This is a genomic window from Halopseudomonas pelagia (assembly GCF_009497895.1).
GTDB classification, from domain to species: Bacteria; Pseudomonadota; Gammaproteobacteria; order Pseudomonadales; family Pseudomonadaceae; genus Halopseudomonas; species Halopseudomonas pelagia_A.
Genome location: NZ_CP033116.1, coordinates 3,343,591 through 3,369,127, shown reverse-complemented (window position 1 = coordinate 3,369,127; position 25,537 = coordinate 3,343,591). Strand labels below are relative to the sequence as shown.

16 protein-coding genes are annotated in these 25,537 nt (G+C 57.8%); 7 read left to right on the top strand and 9 right to left on the bottom strand.

What is annotated here, in order from left to right:
- Nucleotides 1-253 precede the first annotated feature (253 nt).
- The 5 genes from EAO82_RS15560 (at nt 254) to EAO82_RS15540 (ending at nt 6,834) form a co-directional block, all read left to right on the top strand.
- Nucleotides 254-1,267, top strand: coding sequence for a fatty acid desaturase family protein (locus tag EAO82_RS15560; RefSeq protein ID WP_096346748.1), 1,014 nt, complete (start codon nt 254-256; stop codon nt 1,265-1,267).
- A 55-nt stretch (nt 1,268-1,322) separates the two neighbouring features.
- Nucleotides 1,323-2,138: an ABC transporter permease gene (locus tag EAO82_RS15555; RefSeq protein ID WP_218838608.1), complete on the top strand. Its 816-nt coding sequence runs from the start codon at nt 1,323-1,325 to the stop codon at nt 2,136-2,138.
- A gap of 26 nt (nt 2,139-2,164) precedes the next feature.
- Nucleotides 2,165-3,214 carry an ABC transporter substrate-binding protein gene (locus EAO82_RS15550; protein ID WP_218838607.1) on the top strand — a complete coding sequence of 350 codons (1,050 nt, stop codon included), beginning with the start codon at nt 2,165-2,167 and terminating at the stop codon, nt 3,212-3,214.
- Nucleotides 3,211-4,020, top strand: a complete 810-nt coding sequence (locus EAO82_RS15545; RefSeq protein WP_096346747.1) for an ABC transporter ATP-binding protein — start codon at nt 3,211-3,213, stop codon at nt 4,018-4,020. Before EAO82_RS15550 ends, EAO82_RS15545 begins: the two co-directional genes overlap by 4 nt.
- 696 nt (nt 4,021-4,716) lie before the next feature.
- A complete protein-coding gene (locus EAO82_RS15540; protein ID WP_096346746.1) occupies nt 4,717-6,834 on the top strand; it encodes a TonB-dependent receptor in 2,118 nt (705 codons plus the stop codon).
- A gap of 512 nt (nt 6,835-7,346) precedes the next feature.
- Here EAO82_RS15540 and EAO82_RS15535 read toward each other — a convergent pair.
- From EAO82_RS15535 to EAO82_RS15505, 7 genes are all read right to left on the bottom strand, one after another.
- The gene (locus tag EAO82_RS15535) at nt 7,347-8,411 is read right to left on the bottom strand and encodes a proline racemase family protein (RefSeq protein ID WP_096346744.1); all 1,065 of its coding nucleotides are present in this window, start codon (nt 8,409-8,411) and stop codon (nt 7,347-7,349) included.
- Nucleotides 8,408-9,592: a zinc-binding dehydrogenase gene (locus EAO82_RS15530; RefSeq protein WP_096346743.1), complete on the bottom strand. Its 1,185-nt coding sequence runs from the start codon at nt 9,590-9,592 to the stop codon at nt 8,408-8,410. Before EAO82_RS15530 ends, EAO82_RS15535 begins: the two co-directional genes overlap by 4 nt.
- A gap of 227 nt (nt 9,593-9,819) precedes the next feature.
- The gene (locus EAO82_RS15525; RefSeq protein WP_174958915.1) at nt 9,820-10,497 is read right to left on the bottom strand and encodes an exonuclease domain-containing protein; all 678 of its coding nucleotides are present in this window, start codon (nt 10,495-10,497) and stop codon (nt 9,820-9,822) included.
- Nucleotides 10,498-10,895: 398 nt separating this feature from the next.
- Nucleotides 10,896-11,663, bottom strand: a complete 768-nt coding sequence (locus tag EAO82_RS15520; protein WP_096346741.1) for a hypothetical protein — start codon at nt 11,661-11,663, stop codon at nt 10,896-10,898.
- The gene (locus EAO82_RS15515) at nt 11,663-15,091 is read right to left on the bottom strand and encodes a T6SS effector BTH_I2691 family protein (protein WP_143520316.1); all 3,429 of its coding nucleotides are present in this window, start codon (nt 15,089-15,091) and stop codon (nt 11,663-11,665) included. The genes EAO82_RS15520 and EAO82_RS15515 overlap by 1 nt, the downstream gene beginning before the upstream one ends.
- Before the next feature lie 43 nt (nt 15,092-15,134).
- Nucleotides 15,135-15,971 carry a DUF4123 domain-containing protein gene (locus EAO82_RS15510; protein WP_096346739.1) on the bottom strand — a complete coding sequence of 279 codons (837 nt, stop codon included), beginning with the start codon at nt 15,969-15,971 and terminating at the stop codon, nt 15,135-15,137.
- Complete coding sequence (locus tag EAO82_RS15505) at nt 15,968-18,049, bottom strand: type VI secretion system tip protein VgrG (RefSeq protein ID WP_096346738.1); 2,082 nt, start codon at nt 18,047-18,049, stop codon at nt 15,968-15,970. The genes EAO82_RS15510 and EAO82_RS15505 overlap by 4 nt, the downstream gene beginning before the upstream one ends.
- 3 nt (nt 18,050-18,052) lie before the next feature.
- On the opposite strand from EAO82_RS15505, the gene EAO82_RS15500 reads away from it, so the two are divergent.
- Nucleotides 18,053-18,250 carry a hypothetical protein gene (locus tag EAO82_RS15500; RefSeq protein ID WP_096346737.1) on the top strand — a complete coding sequence of 66 codons (198 nt, stop codon included), beginning with the start codon at nt 18,053-18,055 and terminating at the stop codon, nt 18,248-18,250.
- Between the two features lie 363 nt (nt 18,251-18,613).
- Here EAO82_RS15500 and glmS read toward each other — a convergent pair whose 3' ends face one another.
- Complete coding sequence (glmS, locus tag EAO82_RS15495) at nt 18,614-20,443, bottom strand: glutamine--fructose-6-phosphate transaminase (isomerizing) (protein WP_096346736.1); 1,830 nt, start codon at nt 20,441-20,443, stop codon at nt 18,614-18,616.
- Nucleotides 20,444-20,965: 522 nt separating this feature from the next.
- Nucleotides 20,966-22,525, bottom strand: a complete 1,560-nt coding sequence (locus EAO82_RS15490; protein WP_096346735.1) for a PAS domain-containing methyl-accepting chemotaxis protein — start codon at nt 22,523-22,525, stop codon at nt 20,966-20,968.
- A 154-nt stretch (nt 22,526-22,679) separates the two neighbouring features.
- Between EAO82_RS15490 and acnA the strand changes: the two genes are divergently transcribed.
- The gene (gene acnA / locus EAO82_RS15485) at nt 22,680-25,415 is read left to right on the top strand and encodes an aconitate hydratase AcnA (RefSeq protein WP_096346734.1); all 2,736 of its coding nucleotides are present in this window, start codon (nt 22,680-22,682) and stop codon (nt 25,413-25,415) included.
- Nucleotides 25,416-25,537 lie beyond the last annotated feature (122 nt).

Genomic DNA, 25,537 nt, shown 5'->3' with positions numbered 1-25,537 from the left:
TTGAGACACCGCTTGGATTCCCGCCTTCGCGGGAATGACGGGGTAGGGCGGGAATGACGGGGTAGGCGGGAATGACTCCTCTCTCCCGTCATCCTCGCGAACGCGGGGATCCATTTCGGGTTGGTTGTATGAAGTTTGGCCGGGCTGAAGGTCAAGGTGGGTTCCCGCTTTCGCGGGAATGACGGAGTGGGGCGTCGTCCCCGCGCAGGCGGGGATCCAAGCGGTTTACGTGTATTAACAGGAGATATCAGACATGCAGTTTTACAAGAACATCTGGCGCGACGAGGGCATGGTGCCTAACACGTTGGCCATCGGCTACGTATTGCTGACCTACTTCGGTGGCTGGGCGTTGCTGTTTGTCAGTACCTGGTGGAGTCTGCCGCTTGGCGTGCTGGCCGTCGCACATGGCATGACCATCGCCGCCTACTTGCTGCACGATTGCGGCCACAATGCGCTGTGCAAGAAGGTCGAGCACAACACTGTGATCGGTCGTTGGATGAACGTGATTACCGGCTCGCATTACGGCACCTATGAGGACATGCGCTACAAGCACATGCGCCACCACGTGGACAATTGCGAGCCGGTGGCCTTTGACTACCGCTCCTTTATCACCAAGCGCCCGTTACTACACAAGATCATCCGCGGCCTTGAGTGGTGTTATATCCCCGCGGTTGAGCTGCTGATGCATACCATGCTGATCGCCGCGCCCTTTATGTATGAAAGTAAAAAGGCTCAACGCGGACGGGTTCTGCGAATCACTTTGCTGCGTTTCAGTCTGTTTGCTTTGGTTGTCTGGTTCGCGCCTTGGGCGGCTTTGGGGTATGCGGTGGCCTACTGCCTGTTCCTGACCTTTTTGCGCTTTATGGACAGCTTTCAGCATAACTACGAAATCTTCTACACGCTGGACACGCCCGACGCCAAGCCTCCGTACAAAGGCGTGCGTGAGTACGAGGAGGCCAACACCTACAGCAATCTGATCTCCTCGCGCTGGCCCTGGCTGAATCTGCTGGCCTTGAATTTCTCCTATCACAACGCCCATCACACCAAGCCGAACATGGCCTGGTTCCGGCTACCGGCCTTTCATCAGCAGATTTACTCCGGGCAATGCCCACAGCAACTGAGTGTGTGGGGGCAGGTGAAGAGCTTTCACCGGCATCGTGTGGCGCGGGTGCTGGCTGAGGAATACGGCACGGCGGATGTGCGCGATACGGTGCGTGATGGCAAGGCGGTTGGGGTCAATGCGTTGTCTTTCCTGACGGCATTCTGAGCGCAATGCTAGCTGGCTTTTGCCCTGGATTGGGGCGTTTACGGGGAGTGTAGTGATGCCGGGATTAATGGCAGCAGTCTGGGAGCAGTTGGATTTCAAGCAGCCAGTGGCACCGGGTATCAAGTTGGTTTTGGGCGTGGTGGCGTGGGTCGCCTTTGTGTTGGCCTGGCATTTTGCAGCCACGGCTGACGGCACACCCAGCCCGCTGTTTCCCGGGCCGCTGCAGGTGCTGGAGGCCCTGCGCGAACTGTTTATTGAGCGTGGCTTCAGCTCGGACGTGCTCGGCAGTTTGCGGCGTATCGGTATCAGTTTTGGGCTGGCGGTGGCTATCGCAGTGCCGCTGGGTGTGCTGATGGGGGCTTTTCCGCTGCTGGCGGCGTTCTTCAACCCATTGGTCTCGGCTTTCCGCTATCTGCCCGCACCGGCATTCATTCCGCTGCTGCTGATGTGGTTGGGCACTGGCGATGAACAGAAGATCGCGCTGCTGGTGCTGGGGGTGGTGTGGTTTCTGATCACCCTGGTCAGTGACGTGGTGCGCCAGGTGCCGACCGATTTTATCGAGACATCCAAGACTTTAGGCGCGTCGCGCAAGGTGATTCTCTGGACGGTGGTGGTGCCAGCGGCTTTGCCGGGCATCGTCGACACCTGCCGACAGATGCTCGCGGTGAGCTGGACCTACCTGGTGATCGCCGAGATTGTCGCGGCCACTGACGGCATCGGCGCGATGATGATGCGCGCCCGGCGCTTTGTGCATGTGGACGACATCATGGCTGGGATCGTGGTGATTGGGGTGTTGGGCTTGTTGTGTGATTTGGCGTTCCGTGGGGTGCATTGGCTGGCGTTTCCTTATTTGCGTCAGCGGGGAAGGTAAAGATTTACTCATCTAGGAGAATCACTATGCGATTGAGCAACTGGAGCAAGGCAGCCAAGGGCTGTGTACTGGGCGCGGCGCTGATGTGCGCTGCCGGGGTCGCTCAGGCGGCGGAGAAGGTCAATGTGTCGCTGTTCTCGTGGCCGGGTTATGGCTTCTGGTTTATCGCCAAGGAGAAGAATCTGGTACCGGAGCTGGACTTGAATATCAGCATTATTGAGGATCCCTACGAGAGCTTTGGTCTGATGACCGCAGGGCAGTTGGATATCACTTCCAGCACCGTTGAATACGGTCCGATCGCGGTAGATAAAGACGTGCCGATCAAGCTGGTGACCTATACCAACCCGTCCTACGGCACTGACAAGATCATTCTCGCGCCGGGTATTGAGTCTGCGAAGGATCTGATCGGCAAGAAGATCGCAGTGATGGAAGGCGGGCTGACGCAGATATTCATGGGCATCTGGCTGGAAGAGAATGGCGTGGCGATTGATCAGGTCGAGTTCGTCAATGTGATCATGGATGAAGCGGTGGGTGCCATGCTCGGCGGCAGCGTCAGCGCGGTCGAACTCTGGGAACCCTTTGGTAGCCAGCTGCTGAAAAACATGCCCGGCGCACGCGTGGTCGCGGACTCCAGCCAGGGCGACTGGATCAGCACCGCGCTGCTGGGCGACGGTATGTATATGAGCGAAGCCTTTCTGAATGAGCGCCCGGAAGCGGCTGCACTGGCGATGGAGGCTTATTTCAAGGCGGTCGATTTCTGGAAGGCCAATCCGGAGGAAGGCAACCGCATTATCGCCGAAGCCATTCAGTTTGACGTCAGCGATGTGGAGATGGTCATCGGCGCGGACGGCGAAGTGTACAAGGGCGGCATCATGGTCTTCGACCTGGAAGAAGCCTCGCGCTTTATGGGCATTGCCGAAGGCGAACTACCGCTGGGCATGACCAATGGCCAGATTGTCGAGCATTGGAATACCACCAATACCTGGTGGCAGAAATTCGGTATGGCCGACGCCATGCACGACTGGACCACTGGCGTGGAGCTGAGCCCGCTCAAGGCGGCGCTGGAGGCTGAATGAGTGCCGCTGCGGTAAAGCTGGATGCCGATTTGCAGGGACTGCAGGTGCGGCAGGTGGGCAAGGTGTTCTCGGATAACGGCCGCGAGGTAGTGGCCGTTGAAGGGGTCAGCTTTGACGTGGAGCCGCGCCAGGTCTGTGTGCTACTCGGGCCTTCCGGCTGCGGCAAGTCGACCGTACTGCGCATGATGGCCGGGCTTGAACGCCCGTCCAGCGGCAGTGTGAGTTTGAACGGCGAAGTGGTGCGTGGGCCGCATCGGGATAGGGGCATGGTGTTTCAGGGCTATACCTCTTTCCCCTGGCTCAAGGTACGGCAGAACGTCGCTTATGGTTTGCGCGTTAATGGCGATATGTTGGCGATGCAGGAAGGCACGGTGGATTACTTTCTCGACCGTGTTGGCCTGAGCGCTTTCGCTGACGCCTACCCGCATCAGCTTTCCGGCGGCATGCGCCAACGTGTTGCCCTGGCACGTGCCCTGGCCAATACGCCCAAGGTGTTGCTGATGGATGAACCCTTCGGCGCGCTGGATGCGGAGACTCGCTGGCAGATGCAGGAGCTGCTGCTGGACGTGATCCGCAAGGAGCGCATGACAGTGGTGATGGTCACCCATGATGTGGAGGAGGCGCTGTTGTTGGGGGATCAGATTGTGTTCCTGTCCCGACACCCGGGGCGGGTAAAGACCATTTTGCATCCGCCGTTTAAAGCCGATAGCGAGATTAATACCCGCGAGGATATGCGTGCGCATCCTGAATATGCGGGCATGGAAAAGCAGATTCTGGGGATGATGCGGGAGGAGTGCGGGCATTGATTGGGTGGGCGAATCCGCTTGGATCCCCGCCTTCGCGGGGATGACGGGGTGGGGGGGGCAGCGCGTTGGTTTCTTACAGGACGTCGCTAAACCCGGTCGTCCCCAGCCACCCCAACATTCCCGCCCCCACCGTCATTCCCGCTCCTCCTCGTCATTCCCGCGCAGGCGGGAATCCATTCTGACTTTCGGTTTACACCGCACCATCTGCGCAGGCTAATCAAAATGGATCCCCGCGTTCGCGAGGATGACGAGGGAGGGTACTTCCGATCTCAGCAGGGGGTCCTGTCCGCCAGCTCCCATACTCCACCTAGTCATCCCCGATTCACGCGATCATCGTACCCATTCACTCTCGCCGTTCCCGCCCCCATCCGTCATTCCCGCGCAGGCGGGAATCCATTCTGACTTTCGGCTTACACCGCACGATCGGCGCGAACCGATCAAAATGGATCCCCGCGTTCGCGAGGATGACGGGGCAAGGCGTTTCCTATCTCAACAGAGAATCTTCAGACCCTTCCATAATTCCCACCCCCATCCGTCATTCCCGCGCAGGCGGGAATCCATTCTGACCTTCGGCGGACACCACCCAATCGGCTTCCAGGCAGGAACACTACTCTTTTAACGCGAATGATAATGCATGCTATTTGCAATTGTTGTATGGTGCGCGGCCAATGTGTTGTTCACCCTAGGAGAGTGCCTGTGTTCCGTCGTTCCCGTCTTTGCCTGAGTATTTCCCTGACCTGCCTGACTTTGCCCGGGCTACCCGCCTTTGCCCAGCAGGCTGTTGCGCTGGATGCCGTTACCATCAGCGCCACCCGCGCCAGGAGTGAGGCCGGCAAGACGCCACAGAAAATCACGGTCATCAGCCGCGAGCAGATTGAGCAGCAACTGGCGATCACCTCCGACCACGGCCAGGTATTGAGCAATCTCATTCCATCCTACTCACCAAGCCGACAGAAGATGACCAGCTCCGGCGAGACCTTCCGTGGGCGTTCGGCGTTGGTGTTGATCGATGGCGTACCGCAGTCCACTCCGCTGCGCGACAGCTCTCGTGATGGCTACACCATCGATCTGTCGATGGTTGAACGCATCGAAGTAATCCACGGCGCCAGTGCCGAGCACGGCCTCGGCGCTACCGGTGGGATTATCAACTACGTCACCCGGCGGCCCGCAGGCGGGACGTTCAAGCAGCATGCCGGGATCAGCCTTAATGGGCCGACCGACTATGAATCCGAAGGTTTGGGCTACAAGCTGGATTATCGCTTCGAAGGTAATCAGGGCAACTGGGATTACCTGGCTGCCCTTGCTTGGCAGACCCGCGGCATGTTCTACGACGCCGATGGCGAACTGATCGGTGTTGACGATACCCAGGGCGACATCATGGATTCCACCAGCACCGACATGCTGCTCAAGCTGGGTTACTGGTTCAACGACGATCAAAATCTGGAGTTGATGATCAACCGCTTCGAGATCGAAGGCGAGCATGAGTACGTCAATGTGCCAGGCGACCGCGCCAATGGCACACCGGCCACTTCGCGCAAGGGTGAGCCGCTAGGGGAGGCGCCGCAGAACGAGGTGCTGGCGACCAGCCTGAGCTACAAACACCATGATTTTTCGGGCAATCGCCTGACCGCGCAGCTGTATAGCCAGCGCTTTCGTGGGCGCTTCGGCGGCGGCAGCCACGCCTCCTTCCAGGATACGTCCATTGCGCCGGCGGGCACCCTGTTCGACCAGTCGCAGAATGAGTCGGACAAATACGGCGGCAAGTTCAGCATCAGTCGAGAGGATATGTTCGACGGCTTGCTGGGGCTCACCGGTGGTTTCGACCTGCTGCAGGACACCACCAGCCAGATGTTGATCGAGACCGGTCGCGAATGGGTGCCGGAAACCCGTTTCCGCAACTTTGCGCCTTTTCTCCAAGCCGACATCCAGGCCACCGAGCGCCTTAGCCTGCACACTGGCGTGCGTCATGAATTCGCCAGGCTCGATGTCGACGGTTTCCGTACTATCGCTTCCACGACGACACCACCGGGTGGTGTGAGTGTCGAGGGCGGGAGCCCGACGTTTGAAGAAACCCTGTTCAATGCTGGCCTGGTATTCCAGGCCACGGACTGGGCGCAGGTGTTTGCCAATTATTCCGAAGGCTTCGGTATGCCGGATGTGGGCCGTGTGCTCCGCGGCATTAGCCAGCCTGACCAGAGCGTCGACAGCTTCCTCGATCTGCAACCCATCGTCACCGATAACCGCGAGATCGGCCTGCGCTTCAACCACGGTCCCTTCGATGCGGAAATCAGCTATTTCGAGTCCGATGCCGAGCTGGGTTCGCGCTTGCAGAATGTGGGCGGGATTTTCCAGGTTCGCCGCGAGCGCACCGAAATCAAAGGCATTGAAGCCACAACCGGCTGGCAGATCAACCCGGTTCATCGCCTGCAGGCCACCTATGCCCAGATGGATGGTCAATCCGATACCGATGACGATGGCAAGGTCGACACCGACCTGGACGGCGCCAACATCTCCCCGGACCGCTACGGCCTCAGCTGGCAGGCCAACTGGAGCGACAAGCTGAACACTCGCGTACAGGCCAATCACTACGCCAGCCGTAGCTTTGACAATCCGGATCTCGAGTTCGACGGCTACAGCCTTTTTGACGCGTCACTCGGCTATAGCCTGCCGGTGGGCGAGGCCAGCGTGGGTATAGAGAATTTGCTGAACAAGGATTATCTAAGCTACTACGCCCAAGCGGCCAGCGTTCGAGATGACCAGATGTTCAAGGGCCGTGGACGCACTCTTACCCTGGGTTATCGGGTTAGTTTTTAAGCGCGGCGATGGGCGCGCACAGATCAAAATGGATCCCCGCCTTCGCGAGGATGACGGAGTGGGGCGGCGGGCGTAGTGCGAGTCCGCCCCCCCTGCCCGCCGCAGTCCTTGGCATTCCAGCGCCCACACCCGCTGTCACTTCCGTGTTCAAACCCCTCCATTCCCACCTCCATCCCTCGATTCCCGCCTCCGTCCCGTCATTCCCGCGAAGGCGGGAATCCATTCTGCCGTTCGGGTTACACCAGGCCATCTGCGCACACAAATCAAAATGGATCCCCGCGTTCGCGAGGATGACGGAGTAGTGGGGAGTAGTGTCAGCCCGCCGCATCTTCATTCCCGCGTCCATCCCGTCATTCCGGCCTCCCTCCCGTCATTCCGGCCCCTCTCCCGTCATTCCCGCGAAGGCGGGAATCCATTTTGACTTTCGGGTTACACCAGGCCATCTGCGCACACAAATCAAAATGGATCCCCGCATGCGCGGATGACGGAGTAGTTGGGTGGAAGGGGCGGGGTTACCCTGAGGTCAGAATATGTCTCAACCCGCTGCACTCGACCATCGGGTCATCGGAGTTGATGACAATCTCCGAGCGGGCAAGTACGTAGGCTCTCCCGGTAATGGTGTTCTCAACCATCTGATGCGTGCCGGGCTCATGCGTCCCGGACGAATGCGTCCCGGACGAATGTGTCCCAGTCATCTCACCTATAAAGCCGGTATCCCTTAGCGATACCGTTTCCAGCTTATCGCCCGCTCGGATACGCCCCTCATAGTGCATCAGCGCTAAACGTGCAGACGTGCCGGTGCCGGTGGGGCTGCGGCAGATGACGCCGGGATGCACGTAGGTGGTCGAGCGGGAACGGTAAAAGTTCTCGGCGATCTGGTCCACCGGGCCCATGAAATGCAGAAAGGGCAACGGTCCCACATCCCCCAAGGTGTGATGGGAAAATCCCCGCTCGGCCTGCAGCGCCTCGACAATCGCAAAAGCGCAGTCATTCAGCGCGCGCTCTTCTTCGCGGGTCAGGGAGAATCCAAGCTCTGCTGCATCCACCAGGGCGTAGAATCCGCCGCTGTAAGCGACGCTGTAATTGACAGGGCCGATGCCTGGCACGTTGATGCTGGCGTTGTGCGTGTGGATATAGCTGGGCAAGCCTTCGCAAGTGATGGATTCAACCACGCCGTCACGTACATGTGCCTCTATATGCACCAGCCCAGCCGGTGACTCCAGGGCAAAGCGTTGTGTGCCTTCCTGTTTGGCCACCAGGCCAGATTCCAGCACCGCGGTGGCGGTGCAAATGGTGTTGGAGCCGGAATAGATCGGGTAACCCATGACCTCCATGATGATATAGCCCGCTTGCGCCTCTGGAAGCGTAGCGGGCACGAGCAAGTCCACCGACATTTCTGGTATGCCATAGGGCTCATTGAGCAACAACTTGCGCAGTCCATCAGCGTCATCGCGCAGGTAGTGCATCTGTTCGCGCACGGTATCTCCGGGCAGGGGGTTAATGCCGCCAATCACGATACGGCTAACGTCGCCGCCGGCATGGGTGTCGATCAATTGCAGGGTCAGTTCGGTGCTCATGGGCTCTCCGGTAGCGCATAGGGGGCGCCGTGCTGCTGCCATTGTGCGTCGGGCACAATGACGATCTTGCCCAGGTAATGGCTGCCACGATTAACGAAATATTCTTCGGCGCGGTGCAGGTCCGATAGCTTGAACGCGGCATGCAATACCGGTTTGAGCTCGCCGCTGCGGATCCAGGCGATCAGTTGCTCGGCTTCTTCACGGGTACCGTGCGATACGCCGAAGATCTGCACCTGGTACAGATAGATCCGCGTCCACATGATTTCGCTGACATTGCCACCGCTGGCGCCGGCAATACTGAGACGCGGGTAGCTGGTGCGACTGTTCATGTCGAAGATCATGCTGTCGATAAACAGGTCGGTCATCTCGCCGCCGATCAGGTCCATCACGGCGTCGATGGGTTTGTCTTGGGTAAGGGCGCGGATCTGACCGGTGAAATCCTGCATGTTAGTGCGATCCAGCACCGCCTCAGCGCCTAGCTTGATCAATGCGTCTGCCTTGTCTTGCTGACTCAGCGCATAGGGGATGGCGCCGATAATGCGGCATAGCTGGATAAGCGCGGTACCCACGCCGCCGCTGGCGCCGGTAACCAATACGCGTTCACCCGCCTGAATGCCGGCGGAGGTAAGCATATGCAGCGCGGTCTGATAGGAGCACATACCCATCGAGGCCAACTCGGCATCGCTCAGCTCCGGATTAGCGATGGTGTGGAACTGATCGGCAGGCACGGCGATATATTCGGCGTAGCCGCCATCCGCACCATGGCCGTAGTAATCGGGGGTGAGGTTAATATCCCGCCGGTCATCGGCGTACAGATTGAAGTCAAGCAGACCACGGTCGCCGGTACGTGATGCGTCTACACCAGAGCCAACCGCTACAACTCGCCCAGCCACGTCCGCGCCCTGGATGCGGGGGAAGGTCAGGGTAGGGGTGCCACCCATTTGGAACGAGGTGGTGTCGGTCTTGTCTTTGGTCGGGTAGAGGCCTTCGCGGGCCTTGCGGTCGGTATTGTTCTTGGCGGTCGCGGTGACGCGGACCAAGACCTGGCCGTTTTCTGGCTGGGGCGTGGGGACATCCTGCTGGTAAACCAGCTTGTCGAGGCCGCCGTGGCCGGTAAGCAGCATCGCTGCCATGGTATCGGGGATGTTGTCGCTGCTGGGCTCTGACTGATCGTGCGCCATCGTCTGCCTCCTGGTGGGGGTATCTACCCCGACCTTAACAAACTTCTGGCGCCGTGCGGGAATCCTGCGAGGACCGATGCCCCAGACATTGTCACTCTGGCGACCGCGGGATCGTACCTTCTCGTCATTCCCGCGAGAGCGGGGATTCACACACCCTCGTCAACCGAGCTGCCACTCTCGTCATCCTCGCGAAGGCGGGGATCCATTTTGCTTTTAGGCAACAACCGTTAAAAGCTATTAGCCCGCGTAGCCGGTTCCCCAGCCATGGCATTGACCAGAGCCTGAGTCATCAAACAGTCTTCCAGCGCGCGATGGGCACGGCCAACCGGAATGCCCTGTGCTCGGCACGCCTCGGTAAGGGCTTTCCAGCGCCACCCATCCGCACTCTTGGCGCTGGCAGTAGGTTCTTGCCAGAGCTGCGCATAGGCCTGCATCACGCACTCCCATGTCGTGCCGTCTGACAACTCAATCCGGCCCGCAGTGCGCGAAATGACCGCCGGGCAATCCAAACCATATAAACGCGCCATGACGTCGAGCCGTCCGAAGTCAAAAGCCGCGCTGTATGCCAACACTCGTCGGCCCCTGATCAGCTCCCATACCTTGTCATGCACCTCCGGCCAAGCGGGTGCGTTGGCGACCATGTCATCCGTGATGCCATGTACGGCTGTAGCTTCTTCCGGAATGGGATGGGACGGCTTGATCAGCGAGTTGAACAGCAATACGCCGCCCATGGTCATGATCGAGATTTCGATAATCTCTGCTGCCTCGCCCAGACCGCATGTCTCACAATCCAGCACCAGACTGTCACCCAGAATCCAGCTCCGCGCCTGATCAATCACTGACTGCTGCAGCGCGTTATAGGCCGGTAATACGGGCAATGGGGCGTAGTTGAGTAGCGCGTTCATCTGACGGGTCCTGATAGCTAAAACGTGACGCTGCAACATGCAGCGCTCGGCCTTGAGAGACGGATGATGCGCTTCAAACAAGGCGGATTGATTAAGGTCTCGTGACGTTGGTGTCACATTGGTCAAGGTACGAGCCTGGGTTGGGGAATTGGTTCCGTGTTTGGGTGTTCGATCTGGTTGCTATCGCCAGCCGACCCCAACCCGCATTTCCCGCCCCCCCCTCCGTCATTCCCGCGAAGGCGGGAATCCAAGCGGTCTAGCGACGATAGAAAGCGTCTAACCTGATCACACCGTCAGTGTCTGACTGAGAGGCCGCTTGGATCCCCGCTTTCGCGAGGATGACGTGGATGGTTTAACGAAATCGACCAGTCTGACCCTATTGAATCTTGTCTTAAATATCAGCTTGAAAAATCGTATTCGTACCTGCCGTTTTCCAGACTTACACTCATTGGCAATTTGCTAGAGACCAACTCAATAACTCGACTTTCCTGGTCTTTCCGGAAATAGAGGGGCGAACCTTGGCGATTGTACTGTTCGGGATTGTCTACTTGGGCTGCGACATCGGGAGGCAACTCATAAGGCCAGCGCAAATGGATCAAGCCATGATGGGTATCTAAGAGCGCATCAGCAACTTCGTCCCATCGGTAGGCATTGTGTTCCAGATCTTTGTAGATCTTTTTGTAGTTTGAGTCGGCTCCCATCGAGGCAATCAATATACCGACTAAGGCAGGACCGACCAGGGCTGCAATGGAAAGACCTGGATTACTGATGACAGACATCAGAATGATTCCCACGATGATGAAAGGAAACACTCGCAGGAACGTGAATACCAAGTCTGGAATATCCTGCCATTGGCATACTTCTAGGTGCTCGTTGGTTGCGCGGTAGACGAAAACCGTTCTCTCCAGTCCGATTTTTACGTAAAGAAAAATCCCAACTGCCATCCAAAAAAGTGCAAGCCAAGTAAAGAGGTTGACCCCATAAAAAAAAGTACCGATGAAAATCATCAACGGAATTATTACAAATGGTGAGAAATGCGCTGTCCAATATGCAACGCTTCTATCGATGGCCTTTACTGTCCAAGTCATTGCCAAGGGGTCATTAGCATATTGCCACTCCATTCGCCCTGACAGATCCGGAGTCTTTCGCCAACCTGTACGCCGCATTAAATTACTCCTAAAGTAAAACTGCTTCGTGAGCCGCTGGGAATGCTGTCTAGCACCAATTTCTCAATGCTATCAGTTGGCTCGGTTACCTGGCCCTTTACGTAAGGGTTCTCATAGAGTGTTCCTGCTTTCACTCCATTGAGGTCAACACTGAAGCGATACCCCTTATTGTCGGGACGTTGCAACAGTGCAGGTGGGTAATGGATTTCTACTTCCATACGATCCATGCCTTTGCTGTGCGGGAGATGAACGAGCCAAACTCGCCAGTCATTTAGCCCATACTGGGCGGCAGTTTGATGCCTATATCTGCGCGCTTCCAGTGAATCCCATTCAGCTAGGTCATCCAGTCTCACCCAGTTTCCTTGCGAAAAGTAACCGGCATACATGCCCGAACGGTGGGATGTTTGACGGTCGGCACTTAACCAACCGCCCTCGGTGACCATAGCGGGGTGGATATTAATATCGTGCCCCGCGACGTCTGGGGGCAATACTAGCTTTATCCAGATTCCACCGCGGTTGGGGTTATAACGGTCGCTCAATGTGCTATCGAGAGTTTGCGCGAGAATTGTTGGGCGCATTAGTACTTCATGGAGAGCGCGCATTTCATCCTTGTGGCCTTCGTCAGTATCGGACCAGTAGTCTGCGTCGGAACTGCTCCACCGACTCCGATGTAGCCAAAGCTTAAAGCCTTCGCGCTTGATACTCTCGAGAATCGCAGAAGAAATCAAAATAATCGAACCGAATATAGCTACTGCTATGAGCGTCCAAGGCGCAAAAACAGCGCCCGCTGCACCCCCACCAAGCCAGGCAGAAGAGGCTGCATATAGTTGATAAGCGCCAATAAGACCAAGACCAGAAACTCCAAATAGCTTTGCGCCATTTACGATCTTCTCATCGGTGGCTCGGGACCGCTCAATATCACCCCAAATTTGTACACCTTCCATTACTGAAGCTATTACTGCCAGCCCGGACATCGTGATGGCTCTCGCTGCAAAGGTCTTAAACATGAGTTTAAACTCATGGCCAACGAGCCACTTATTGGATGCGGCTTTTGTCAGCAACATTGTTTTAGATTTGCCATTGGACATCGCGATGTTACCGGTCAACTGCGCCATTCTTGACCACATAGGCATTAACGACAATGCGGTTAGCCCGCTCAACATCGTTGCCGTAGCTGTTCCCACCGACAATGAGTCGCCCTGGCTCCATTCCCCGTCCGCTCTGGCGACGATCATCGCTGCGTGCACGTTCCAGATGTTGAGGACGGTAATAAGTCCGGCGAAACCTCGATTGAAGTTGTTGATTACCCAGTCGTTGACCCGCCTCATATAGGCGCCGTAGTCGCGGGCCTTGAGTTCCATCTGTACAGCCAGCTCAGAACGGCCGAGAGTTTGAAGGGCAACCAGGCGCTGCTGGATTTCGTTCGATTGGACTTGAGCTCGGATCGTACCGCGCGCAACAATCTGCTGAGGCATTTCCGCTGTCAGCTTTTCAAGGTCGCTGGACAGCCTACGGACATGAATATCCGCGGCTCTTTGATCATGAGTATTCCCGGTACGAACGATACGTTGTTGGGCTGATATCTGACGTTTGAGCAAGATCTCTTCGCGTGTCCAGCGTGCCAGTTGTTGCCGGTACTCAGGGTTTTTGACGACCGTCGGGATAATCACGTCAAGCTGTGTTTGGATCGAGATCGTGATGGATACGTAGCCGATGGTTCGCCATTTTGGGGCCAATCGCGAGCTGATTGCCGGCAGCAACTTGTACTCAAACCCTTCCCAGAGTTTCTCGAAGTTACTACTGGCCACTTTTATCAGGGTGTCAAAGCTCTGCTGAGCTGGTTGGCTCAGGCTTTGGAATATCTTGCTGTTGCGGATGGTCTCATTGCTCAGAACGTCAGACACTTCCTGAGTGCGTTTGGCGACAGAACTGGCTGTAGCCAGGCTAATGCTTTCCTCATCAATGAACTCGTTCGCCAGTTGCTCTATACCAGAGGCGAGCTCAGCGTCGAAGTTGTACAGGGCCAATCCCAACAGGGTCTGAGGCGAGGCGTAGTCTTTAGCAAACCAGCTCTGGCCGACCTGATCTTGGGTTAAGAAGCCAAGCCAGGCATCAGCATTGCTGATCAGTTCCAGGCATTGTTCTTCGTCAGTCTGGTCGTGAAATATACTGAGCGGGTCGCTCCCCAGGTGCTCCAACCAGGCGATCAAGTCCTCCAGGCTTGGCGTCAGAGCGGCTTGAATCTGCGCTAATTCCTGGCGTTTTTCGAAGGAGAACTGCTGCGATTCCTCAAAGCGTACCTGGCCTCTCAAGTCGTCACGGGCGGCCCATTGATCTATCAGGCTGTTCAACTGGTCGACGATAGTATCGCCGTACTCGGTATTGAGTTCGATTTCTAGGCGGGTCGAGTCTATGGATGACGAAATTCCGCTAAACTCGCTTGGGCTCTGCATCTCCTCTCGATGGGTAGCTTTGGCGGTCAGATAACGCTGAGCTTTCTGTTTGAACTGGTAGAACTCATCGGGCGTCAGCCCCATCTGCGACTCAAGCTCGGAAAAGTTTGTGCCTGCGAGCATTTCTACGTGTTCTGCGATGGTGAGGCGGTGCATGTGCTCGGATTCGAATGTTGCCAGCTCAATGGCTGGGCCCGCCGCCTGCATGCTGAGGTCGTCCAGTATGCCCAAGGTGTCTTCCAGGGCAATAAACAGAGCTGAATCCTGGTCGGGAACACTACCGAGCACCGTATCGCTGCCTAAAGCGGATTTGTAATAGGCATCAGTATCTATTGGTTCGCTGGGGGTTGTGGTGCTGTCAAAACGTTGTCCAGCTAAGGCTTGGCCTGCATCGATATCAGCTACCGTATCCGCTAGCTGCTTGAGCGGGGCGCAATGCGGGGCATCCAGGGTGCGCACATAACTGTTTAAATCAAGTTCGCGCATCCAGCGCGACTGTAGCTCAGGATCCGCCATCCGTTCCCGGGTGTATGAGGTCCACTCGACACTGGAATAGGCGAGCAAAAGTTCATGGTCGCGAGGGTAGAGCAGGTGTCTGGTGGCATTCGCGCAGCTGGACGGGTCGCCTGACTCGGCGCTGCCCTGAGACACCTTGCTGAAGCTGGAACCTTGTACCTGGTATTCGTCAAGCGTGTTGGTGGTGCGATCTACTACATACAGCCAGCCGTCGCGAAGTTGGCGAAGGGTGTAGGTGCGTTTGTGTAGTCGCGGTAAGGACTGGTGGCCCTGCCAGTCGGCCGGAATAGGATTGGGCGCTGGGTCGTCTGGATCTTGCGGTGCTTCATCGACAGCATAACGTACCGGGAAGATTGCCACTTCCTGTTGCTGAAGCGGGCACTGTCCGGTAAAGCCTGCGGGCTTGTCTTCGAAATTGGCCTTAAGGCTGTCTTTGGTCGCGTTATCCTGCTGCTGCATCGTCATGTTCCTGGTCATGGCCTTGGTAATCCTTTATCAAGTCTCATACTGATTCCTGGTAATACTGCTGCAGTCGCTGATCGGCGGTGTGCAAGGGCTTGCCCTTCTGGCGCACACTCCATTGCTGATAAACACCTTCGTCCGCTGCAGCGAAGTCGTCTCCTTGGCTCAGGCTGAGCGCGCACCAGATGGCAATGCTTCGCTCACTGGTCACACCAAATGAATCCGCGCTGGTCAGGCGTTCGGAAAGCCAGGTATCAATTTGTTCAGCGGGAAGCCGCGCCAGGTCAGTTGGCTGGTTTTCCTTCAACCAGACATAAAGCCGTTCTTTCAGTTGCCAGTGATAAGCTTTTTCCAGCCCGGTCATTTGTGCTTGGCCGAGCTTTTGTAATGGCTCGCCGTCAGTGGCTTCAATACTGCTGAAGACATGCCTGCAGATATCAGACTGCGGAGCCCATGTGCATTGCGGTTGCACAATCTGCCATTCAATTATTGGCCCTAGAATCCGCCTGAGACTGGCCGGGCCGCAGCTATTCAGCCAGAACCAGGCTACTAGCGGATCGGCGTAACGCAGTAGGCGCTCATTGCCAAGGGTATCGGTGAGTTTGTTGAACTGACGCAGATGGCGAGCAACATCAACCATCGGGTCCGAGCTTGAAAGTTTAGCTGCGCAGGTACGCCATTCAGGTTCGTTCTCTACCTCTTCCAAAAGGGTGGAGCGTGGCCCAGGTCTTACCAGAATTGGCCCCAGGTCAGCGACTTCCTGCCAGGGCGTGCCTGAGTAAAGTGGCTCGATTTCCAGATCGTCGTCGCGACCGTACAGACGGGGGAGTGCCTGGTCATACACAACGCCGTCCAGCAGCAAGTACTCTGTAGTCATGGCGTGGCCTTGGATGCTTTCGGATCATTACAGATTGCGCACAAGGGCGTGGCTTTCTGCAGAGCCTGACGTTGGGCTCGAGCCAAAACGCCACCCGCCACATCACTATCCGCCGCCTGTACCTCACCCGGTAACAAGGGCGCTGCTCCGCTGCCGGCACCAGGACTGCCACCGGAGTTCATTTTGACGCTCGGGCCTACCAGCGTTACACCGCTGGGATCGAGTTTGACGAAGCTGCTGCCGACCTTGAAGGTGATTTCGCTGCCGGCTTCGAGGACGACTTTCATGCCGCTGGAGAGATGTATCTCCTGACCGGCTTCGACGAACTGGCCGGTGCCGAGCTTGACGTGTTGGTTGTTGCCGACGGTCAGATGCTCATCGGCTTTGATCTCGGTCTTTCTGTCTGCGTGAGTAGTGTGATGTTCTTCGGCCATGAATTCCGAGTAGCTGTTGGCTTCGACGCGGTCATGGCGTTCGTGGCCAACACGGATCTTCTGGTCGTTCTCGATGTTTTCGTCCCAATCACGCTGGGCGTGCAGGTAGATCTGTTCTTCGCCTTTCTTGTCTTCGATGCGCAGTTCGTTGTAGCCATCCCCGCCGCCGCCTGGCGCCGTGCTCAAGGTTTTGAATACGCTGCGGGTTTTGTGTGCGGGTAGCTCGTACGGAACCGGGTGGGTCTTGTGGTACAGGCAGCCGGTAACCAGGGGTTGGTCGGGGTCGCCCTCGAGGAAGGTGATGAGGACTTCCATACCGATGCGCGGAATGGCGATGCCGCCGTACTGGTTGCCGGCCCAGCTGGAGGAGACTCTGAGCCAGCAGCTGGTCTGGTCGTTGCCCTGGCCTTCACGATCCCAATGAAACTGGACCTTGATGCGGCCGTATTGGTCGCAGTGGATTTCTTCGCCTTCAGGGCCGGTGACCACGGCGGTCTGGCTGCCGAGCACTTTCGGTTTTGGGTGGGCGAGTTGTGGACGGAAGGGCACATCCCAGGGAGTGGCGGTGAATTGATTGCGGTAGCCCTGGGTGAATCCATCTGATGCTTTGGTGTCGCTGGTGACCGACTCTTCCAATACCTGGGGCTGCTTGCCTTCGTGCTGAATACCAGTGATCAGCCACAGGTCATTCCAGTCGGTTCTGGGGTGCTCGGACAGCGTGAGGAAGTGGCCGCTGATCAGTGTAAATACATCACTCTTGCCTTCAGCCAGGCGGTAGTCGCTGCGGTGGCGTTCCAGGCTACGTTTGGCCAGGTGTTTGCCGCGGGCGCGTTCGCTGAACAGGCCGGGGTAGTCGTAGTCTTCCAGGTCGGGTAGCGGGACTGGCGGTTGATCGCCTTCGACCGGCTGCTCGGTCTTGTGTGCCGCTTCCATCAGTAGATGGGGTTTTTCGAAGTCGTAATCCCGGCGGGTGACGCGGCTAGGGCGGGTTTCGACGCGCATGGCGAAGCGCTTGATCACTGGCTCGTCTGCGACCAGGCCGCTGTCCTGAATGTAAGCGGTGGGGCGATCCAGTTTCGGGAAGCCGGTCTGGTCGTCGCCGAACACCAAAAGATGATTATCGGTGCTGTGTTCGAAGTGGTAGTGAATGCCCTCTTCTTCGCACAGGCGCTGAATGAAATGCAGGTCGGTTTCGTCGTACTGGGTGCAGTAGATTCGTTGTGGGTATTCGCTGTTGAGCTGGAAGCGGTAGGTGTCGGCCTGGATGCCGTGGTCGCTTAATACCCGGGCGATGATCTGCGGTACGGTCAGGTGCTGGAAGATGCGCTGATTGGTGCGGTGGCCCAGGTAAAACAGATGAGGGACCAAGTCGATATGGTAGCGCGTCAGTCGCTTGCCGGCATCGCCCTGGGCGACGCGGTGGATCAGGCCGTGGATGCCCTTACCATTCCCTGCAAAGCTGAAGAAGGCCGGTTGCTGCAGCAGGCGGTCGATATCCAGGTCCGGGCGTTCGCTGACCAGTTCCAGTTGGAAATGGTAGGGCTGGCTGATGTGCTCGACGCCCTCGAAGGACAGGACTTTGAAGTCGTGGCTGAGGCCGCGAATATCGAGGGTGAAGTGGGCCTGGTTGGCGGCGGAGAACATCCAATGTTCCTTGTGCTGGTAGGGCTGAAAGCGAAAGCGGCCGTGCTGGGCGCGCGCAGATTATCGCAGATCGAGGTGGGGAGTTATGTGAGCCAGTCGGCAAAATGGGTGAGCTGTACGGGGAGAAAGGTCAATCAGATCAATGGGATATGTGTGCAAGAAGTTGCGCAGATGGTGATCCGTGGGGCGGAAAGACAATAAAAACCAAGGTCAAAATGGATTCCCGCTTTTGCGGGAATGACGAGATGACGGGGAAGGTGTGTTACTGGTCCAGACCGCTTGGATTCCCGCCTGCGCGGGAATGACGGGGTCTTAGGGTGTGCTTTTGCGGCTTCGCGACAAACCGTACCCTCTCATCGCCACTGAACCGTCATCCTCGCGAAGGCGGGGATCCATTTGGCGTTTCGGCTGGATAAACGGGCGGGAGTGAACTGCGAGACCGCTTGGATTCCCGCCTGCGCGGGAATGACGAGGATTTAGGCGGATTCCATAGGTTGGACTATTAGCCGTATCCTCGCCTCGCCACAGAATCGTCATCCCCGCGAAGGCGGGGACCCATTGGGGTTATTCGACTGTGACGGACTTCGCCAGGTTGCGAGGCTTGTCTACGTCGGTGCCTTTGACCAAGGCTACGTGATAACTGAGCAGCTGCAGCGGAATGGTGTACAAGATCGGTGAGATACAGTCCTCGACGAAGGGCAGGCATATGATTTCGTGATTGCTGTCGTCGCTTTGATCGATGGTCTCGCAGGCGAAAGTGATCAACTGACCACCGCGGGCGCGGACTTCTTCCAGGTTGGACTTGAGCTTTTCCAGCAGGGCATCGCTGGGGGCGACGCTGACGACGGGCATATCTTCGTCTACCAGGGCCAGGGGACCATGCTTGAGTTCGCCTGCGGCATAAGCTTCCGCATGTATATAGCTGATTTCTTTGAGCTTTAGTGCGCCTTCCATTGCGATGGGGTAGTGCGTGCCGCGGCCCAGGAACAGCGCATGATGCTTGTTGGCAAAGCGCTCTGCCAGGGTGGTAATGCGGGGTTCAAGGGTCAGCGCCTGGTCAATGATGGCAGGCAGATCCTTGAGCGCTTTTACGTTGGCGGCGATCTGGTCGGCTGGTTTGCCCTTCACTTGGGCCAGTGCGGTGGTCAGCCATAACAGGGCTACCAGTTGGGTGGTGAAAGCTTTGGTCGAGGCGACACCAATTTCCGGGCCGGCGTGGGTCAGCAGGCGCCAGTCGGCTTCGCGGACCAGCGAACTGCCGGCAACGTTGCAGATCGCAAGAGTGGCAAGGTAACCCTGGTCCTTGGCGAAGCGCAGCGCAGCCAGAGTGTCGGCGGTTTCGCCGGACTGGGATATGGTGATCAGCAGGGTGTTGTCCGGCACTACGACAGTGCGATAGCGGTATTCGCTGGCAACTTCGACAGTGCAGGGGATATCTGCCTGGGCTTCGATCCAGTAGCGCGCGACCAGACCGGCGTGATAACTGGTGCCGCAGGCGACGATATGAATATTGGCGATATCGACCAGACGGGTTTCTGCGTCGGGGCCGAGGATTGCAGTAAGCACATGATCGTCACCGACAATGCCGGCCAAGGTGTCGCGGATGGCTTGGGGCTGCTCGAAGATTTCCTTGAGCATGTAGTGACGGTATTCACCTTTTTCCAGACTGTGCGCGGCGTGTTCATAGCGGATCAATGGACGATCGACGCTCTGGTTTTGGCGGTCCCAGATTTCGCAGGTGTTGATGGTCAGGCGCGCGTGGTCGCCTTCTTCCAGGTAGCGGAAGCGGTCGGTTACCTGCAACAGGGCCAGCGGATCGGAGCCGATATAGTGCTCGTCACTGCCTTCGCCGATCACCAGCGGGCTGCCCATGCGGGCGCAGTAGAGCGTTTCTGGTTGGTCTTCGTGCATCAGAGCTAGTGCGTAAGCGCCGTGCAGTTCGCCTAACGCAGTGCGGAAGGCGCCGAGCAGGTCGTGGCTTTCGCTGTAGTGATGGGCAATCAAGTGCGCGACGACTTCGGTGTCGGTCTCCGAGGTGAACTGGTAACCGAGCTCAATCAGCTTTTTACGCAGCGGACTGTGATTCTCGATGATGCCGTTATGCACGATCGCCAGCTTGCCGGACATATGTGGGTGGGCGTTGTGCTCAGCCGGCTTGCCGTGGGTGGCCCAGCGAGTGTGGGCGATGCCCAAGTGGCCGACCGCTGGAGTGGCTTGCAAGGCGTTTTGCAGCTCGACGACCTTGCCGACTGCGCGTACCCGGTGAATTCCATTGCCTTCGGCAAGAACGGCGACGCCGGCGGAGTCGTAACCCCGATACTCAAGACGCAGCAGGCCTTCAATCAGAATTGGGGTGATATTGCGCTGGGCGACGGCGCCGACGATTCCGCACATGGTGATGTCCTTGGGGCTGAAAGCAAAGAGGCGCAGTTTAGCACTATCAGGCGAGTTTGGAGTGGGGTGGGTGTGTGAGATGGCCAGTTGAAGGTCAAGATGGATTCCCGCCTGCGCGGGAATGACGGGAGGGAGCGGGAATTGGCGCGGTGAGTGGGCCGGAAACGTGGGGACGAGTGGGCCGGGAATGTTGGGGTGTGGCGAGGGTGACGGAGTGTGGCGGGAAGACGTGTTGGGATGGGGGAGATGCGGTCTTTTGTCGTCATCCTCGCGAAGGCGGGGATCCATTGGGCTTTTCGTTTGGCGAGTGAGTCGAAGTATGCCGCGAGGCCGTATGGATTCCCGCCTTCGCGAGAATGACGGGAGTGAAGGCGGGAATGATGAGAAGGGGCGAGAATGACCGGAGCGGGGTAACAACGAAGGCCTTGAGGTGGGCACGGTGCAGCTGAAATGACTAAACGGCGGGACGATGAGGGTAGGCGGCTTTGGGATCCATGCCCCTTGGCCGCTCCCCGATTTGTCTCAGCGCTTGTTAAACCGCTCCACCAACGCCGCCTGCTGCGCAGCAGTACTTGCCAACTCATTGCTCAGCACCGCACTGCGCTGGGCTTGAGTCGCTGTGGTGTCGGCCAGGCCGGAGATGTTGTTGACGTTGCGGTTGATTTCCTCGGCGACAGCGCTTTGCTCTTCTGCTGCGCTGGCGATCTGGCCGGTCATGTCGTTGATGCGTTCGATTGCAGCGCGAATGCCGTCCAGCGCCTCGTCAGCTTCTATCACCTGGGCAACGCCGCGGTCGGCCTGTTCGTGGCCGGCGCGCATGGTGTCGACCGCGCGTTTCGCCGCCGTCTGCAGATTGCCAATCAGGCCATGAATCTGTTCTGTGGAGTCAGCGGTACGGCTGGCCAGAGCGCGCACTTCGTCGGCTACCACGGCAAATCCGCGACCCTGTTCGCCGGCGCGCGCGGCTTCGATGGCGGCGTTCAGCGCGAGCAGGTTGGTCTGGTCGGCGATGCTCTTGATTACATCGACGACCTTGCCGATCTCCTGGGCATCGGTGGCCAATTGTGAGGACACGGTGGCGGCGGAGCTGACGGAAGCAGAAAGAACCTCGATAGCTTCGCGGGTTTTACTGGCAACTGCCTTGCCATGGGCGGAGAGCTGATTGGCTTCGCGCGTGGCCTCGGCAGTGCGCTGCACGTTACCGGACACTTCCTGGGTGGCGGCGGCCATTTCGTTGATCGCGGTGGCGACCATGTCGGTTTCGATGCGCTGCTGGTTGAGGCCGTCGTGGCTTCGGGTGGCCAGTTCGCTGGCTTCGTTGGCTTGGGCCTTGAGCTGTTCGGCGCTGTCGAGTACGCGGGTCAGGCAGGTTTGCAGGCGCGCTTGCTGACTTAGCAAGGCCATTTCCAGTTGACCCATAACGCCACGCTGCGAGGTGTACATAGTGGCGAGCAGGGGGTCGTTGATACTGTTGTCGGCGACCTTGAGCACGCCCTGCAATCCCTGATCATAAAAGGCTTTCAATGCAAAGCCGGCGGGCAGGGCGATGGCGGCAGCCAGGGCTATGCCCCAGCCATCAAGAAATAGCCCGGCCAAGGCGCCGCCGGCGGCGATGGCGACGACGGGCAGGACATCTGTCGCGATATTGGACCAATCCAGCCCTACGGGCTTTTTACCTTTGTTCAGGCGAGCGTAGAGCGCTTCTGCGCGCGCGACCTGCGCCGGGGTTGTCTTGACTCGTACGGATTCATAGCCAACGGTCTTGCCGTTCTCCCAAATGGGAGTGACAAACGCATTTACCCAATAATGGTCACCGTTTTTGCAACGATTCTTGACTATGCCCATCCAACTCTTACCACTCTGCAAGTAGCCCCACATGTGGGCAAATACTGCGGCGGGGGTATCTGGATGGCGGACCATATTATGCGGACTGTTAATCAGTTCATTGCGGTCGTACCCGCTGACGGCGACGAAAGCATCATTGCAGTAGATGATTTTGCCTTTAAGGTCAGTAGTGGAGATCAGGCGTTGCTCCGCACTGAACGTTTGTTCCCGCTGTGTGACTGGCTGATTGTTGCGCATTAGGGTTCCGTATCTGGTTGTTCGGCTATGCTTTATATCGGCCTGTGCTCGTGCATCTTGAGCGAAGGTTGCGGTATCTAGCATGGCCATTTAGGGTGAAGCATAGCCAATATGATAAGCGGCACTCAGTCGCCGGCCGATTAAGGAGATAACTATGTCTGATGTAAATAGCCTGGGTACGCTCAGCACATTGAAAGTAGGCGAGCAGGAGTATGCCTACCATTCGCTTCCCAAGGCAGCAGAACAGTTAGGTGACCTGAGCCGACTGCCGACCTCATTGAAGGTATTGCTTGAGAATCTGTTGCGTCACGAGGACGGTAAAACGGTCACGCGCGACGATATTCAAGCGATGGCCGACTGGCTGAAGAACAAGAAGTCAGACCGTGAGATCCAGTATCGTCCGGCACGGGTGTTGATGCAGGACTTCACTGGCGTTCCCGCGGTAGTCGATCTGGCCGCCATGCGCGATGCGGTGGCGCGAGCCGGTGGCGATCCGCAGCAGATCAACCCCCTGTCGCCAGTAGATCTGGTGATTGACCACTCGGTGATGGTGGATCACTTTGCTGATGCCAGCGCCTTCAACGACAACGTCGAGATGGAAATGCAGCGCAACGGCGAGCGCTATGAGTTCCTGCGCTGGGGTCAGAAGGCTTTCAATAATTTTCGCGTCGTGCCGCCGGGTACGGGTATTTGCCACCAGGTAAACCTGGAATATCTGTCCCAGAGCGTCTGGGCTGAAGAAAAAAACGGTAAGCACTGGGCCTATCCGGACACGCTGGTGGGGACTGACTCGCATACCACCATGGTCAACGGCCTGGGCGTATTGGGCTGGGGTGTCGGTGGTATCGAAGCCGAGGCAGCCATGCTCGGCCAACCTGTATCCATGCTGATTCCCGAGGTGGTTGGCTTCAAGCTGACCGGTAAGTTGCGCGAAGGCATGACCGCTACCGACCTGGTACTGACCGTGACGCAGATGCTGCGCGGCAAGGGCGTAGTAGGTAAATTTGTCGAATTTTATGGCGATGGACTGGCGGAACTGCCATTGGCAGACCGTGCGACCATTGCCAATATGGCGCCGGAATACGGCGCTACCTGTGGCTTCTTCCCGGTGGATGATGAAACCATGCGCTACCTGCGCCTGACCGGCCGCCCGGATGACGTGGTCGCGCGGGTGGAGGCTTACAGCAAGGCTCAAGGGATGTGGCGCGAAGCCGGGCATGAGCCCGAGTTTACCGACAGCATGCACCTGGATATGAACGACGTGGAAGCCAGCCTTGCCGGCCCGCGTCGCCCACAGGACCGCGTGGCCCTGGGCGATGTGCACAAGGCTTTTGATGAACTGCTGGGCCTGCAGATTCGGCCAGTGGATAACGAACAGTCGCGGCTCGAAGGCGAGGGCGGTGGTGGGACCGCAGTAGGTTCTACCAGCGAGGATGCCCTGGTGCAGATCGACGGCGAAGAGCATGTGCTCAGCCATGGGGCTGTGGTCATTGCGGCGATTACCTCTTGCACCAATACATCCAACCCGACGGTCATGATGGCGGCGGGTCTGGTTGCCAAGAAGGCGGTGGAGCGTGGTTTGCAGCGCAAGCCCTGGGTCAAGTCTTCGCTGGCGCCGGGTTCCAAGGTGGTAACGGATTACCTGCTCAAGGCAGGGCTTACCCAATACCTGGATGACCTGGGCTTCAACCTGGTCGGCTACGGCTGCACCACCTGTATCGGTAACTCCGGCCCGTTGCCAGAAAGCATTGCCAATGCGATTAGCGAACATGATCTGGTGGTGTCTTCGGTGTTGTCGGGCAACCGCAACTTTGAAGGCCGCGTGCATCAGCATGTGAAAGCCAACTGGCTGGCATCGCCGCCATTGGTGGTGGCTTATGCGCTGGCGGGTAATACGCGGATGAACCTGACCGAAGAGCCATTGGGCTTGGATAAGGACAACAAGCCAGTATTCCTGCGAGATCTGTGGCCCACCAACGCAGAGATTGCCGAGGCCGTCGCGATGGTAGAAGACAGCATGTTCCGTGAGCGCTACGCCGATGTGTTCAGCGGCGACGAGCATTGGCAGTCGATTCCGGTGGCGGAGGGCAAGACCTATGCCTGGAAAGAAGACTCTACCTATGTGAAGAATCCGCCGTACTTCGAGCAGATCGACCAGCCTATCCAGGCGCTCAAGCCGGTAAATCAGGCGCGCGTACTGGCGGTATTTGGTGACTCGATCACCACTGACCATATCTCGCCTGCGGGCAATATCAAGGCCAGCTCACCTGCTGGTGAATATCTGCAGAGCCTGGGTGTGAATCCGGAGGACTTCAATTCCTATGGCTCACGCCGGGGCAACCATGAAGTGATGATGCGCGGTACCTTCGCCAACATCCGCATTCGCAACCGTATGCTGGGTGGAGAAGAGGGTGGCGAGACCATTCATGCGCCAAGTGGTGAGCGGATGTCCATCTATCATGCCGCGATGCGCTACCAGCAGGATGCGACGCCATTGGTGGTGTTCGCGGGCAAGGAATACGGTACCGGTTCCAGCCGGGACTGGGCAGCCAAGGGGACCAATCTGCTGGGCATCAAGGCCGTGATTGCCGAAAGCTTCGAGCGTATTCACCGCTCCAACCTGGTAGGCATGGGCGTGCTGCCACTGCAGTTCGTGGACGGGCAGAACGTTGGCGAGCTAATGCTTGATGGGCATGAAATGGTTGATATCGAGGGTATTGATGACAACCTGCGGCCTGGGCAGACGCTGAATGTGACGGCCACGCGGCCTGACGGCGAGAAGGTCAGCTTCAAGGTGCTGTGCCGGATTGATACCGGTAATGAGATCGACTACTTCAAGGCCGGTGGCATTCTGCACTTTGTATTGCGCGAGTTGATTGCCGAGGGGTAAGACGGTCATTCAGTTGGCCCGGCGGTTGGGTTCAGCCGCCGGGCCAAACAAAAAAGCCGAATGGATCCCCGCTTTCGCGAGGATGACGGGGCTTGTTGTGCGTGTCTCGTTGTTCCCATCCC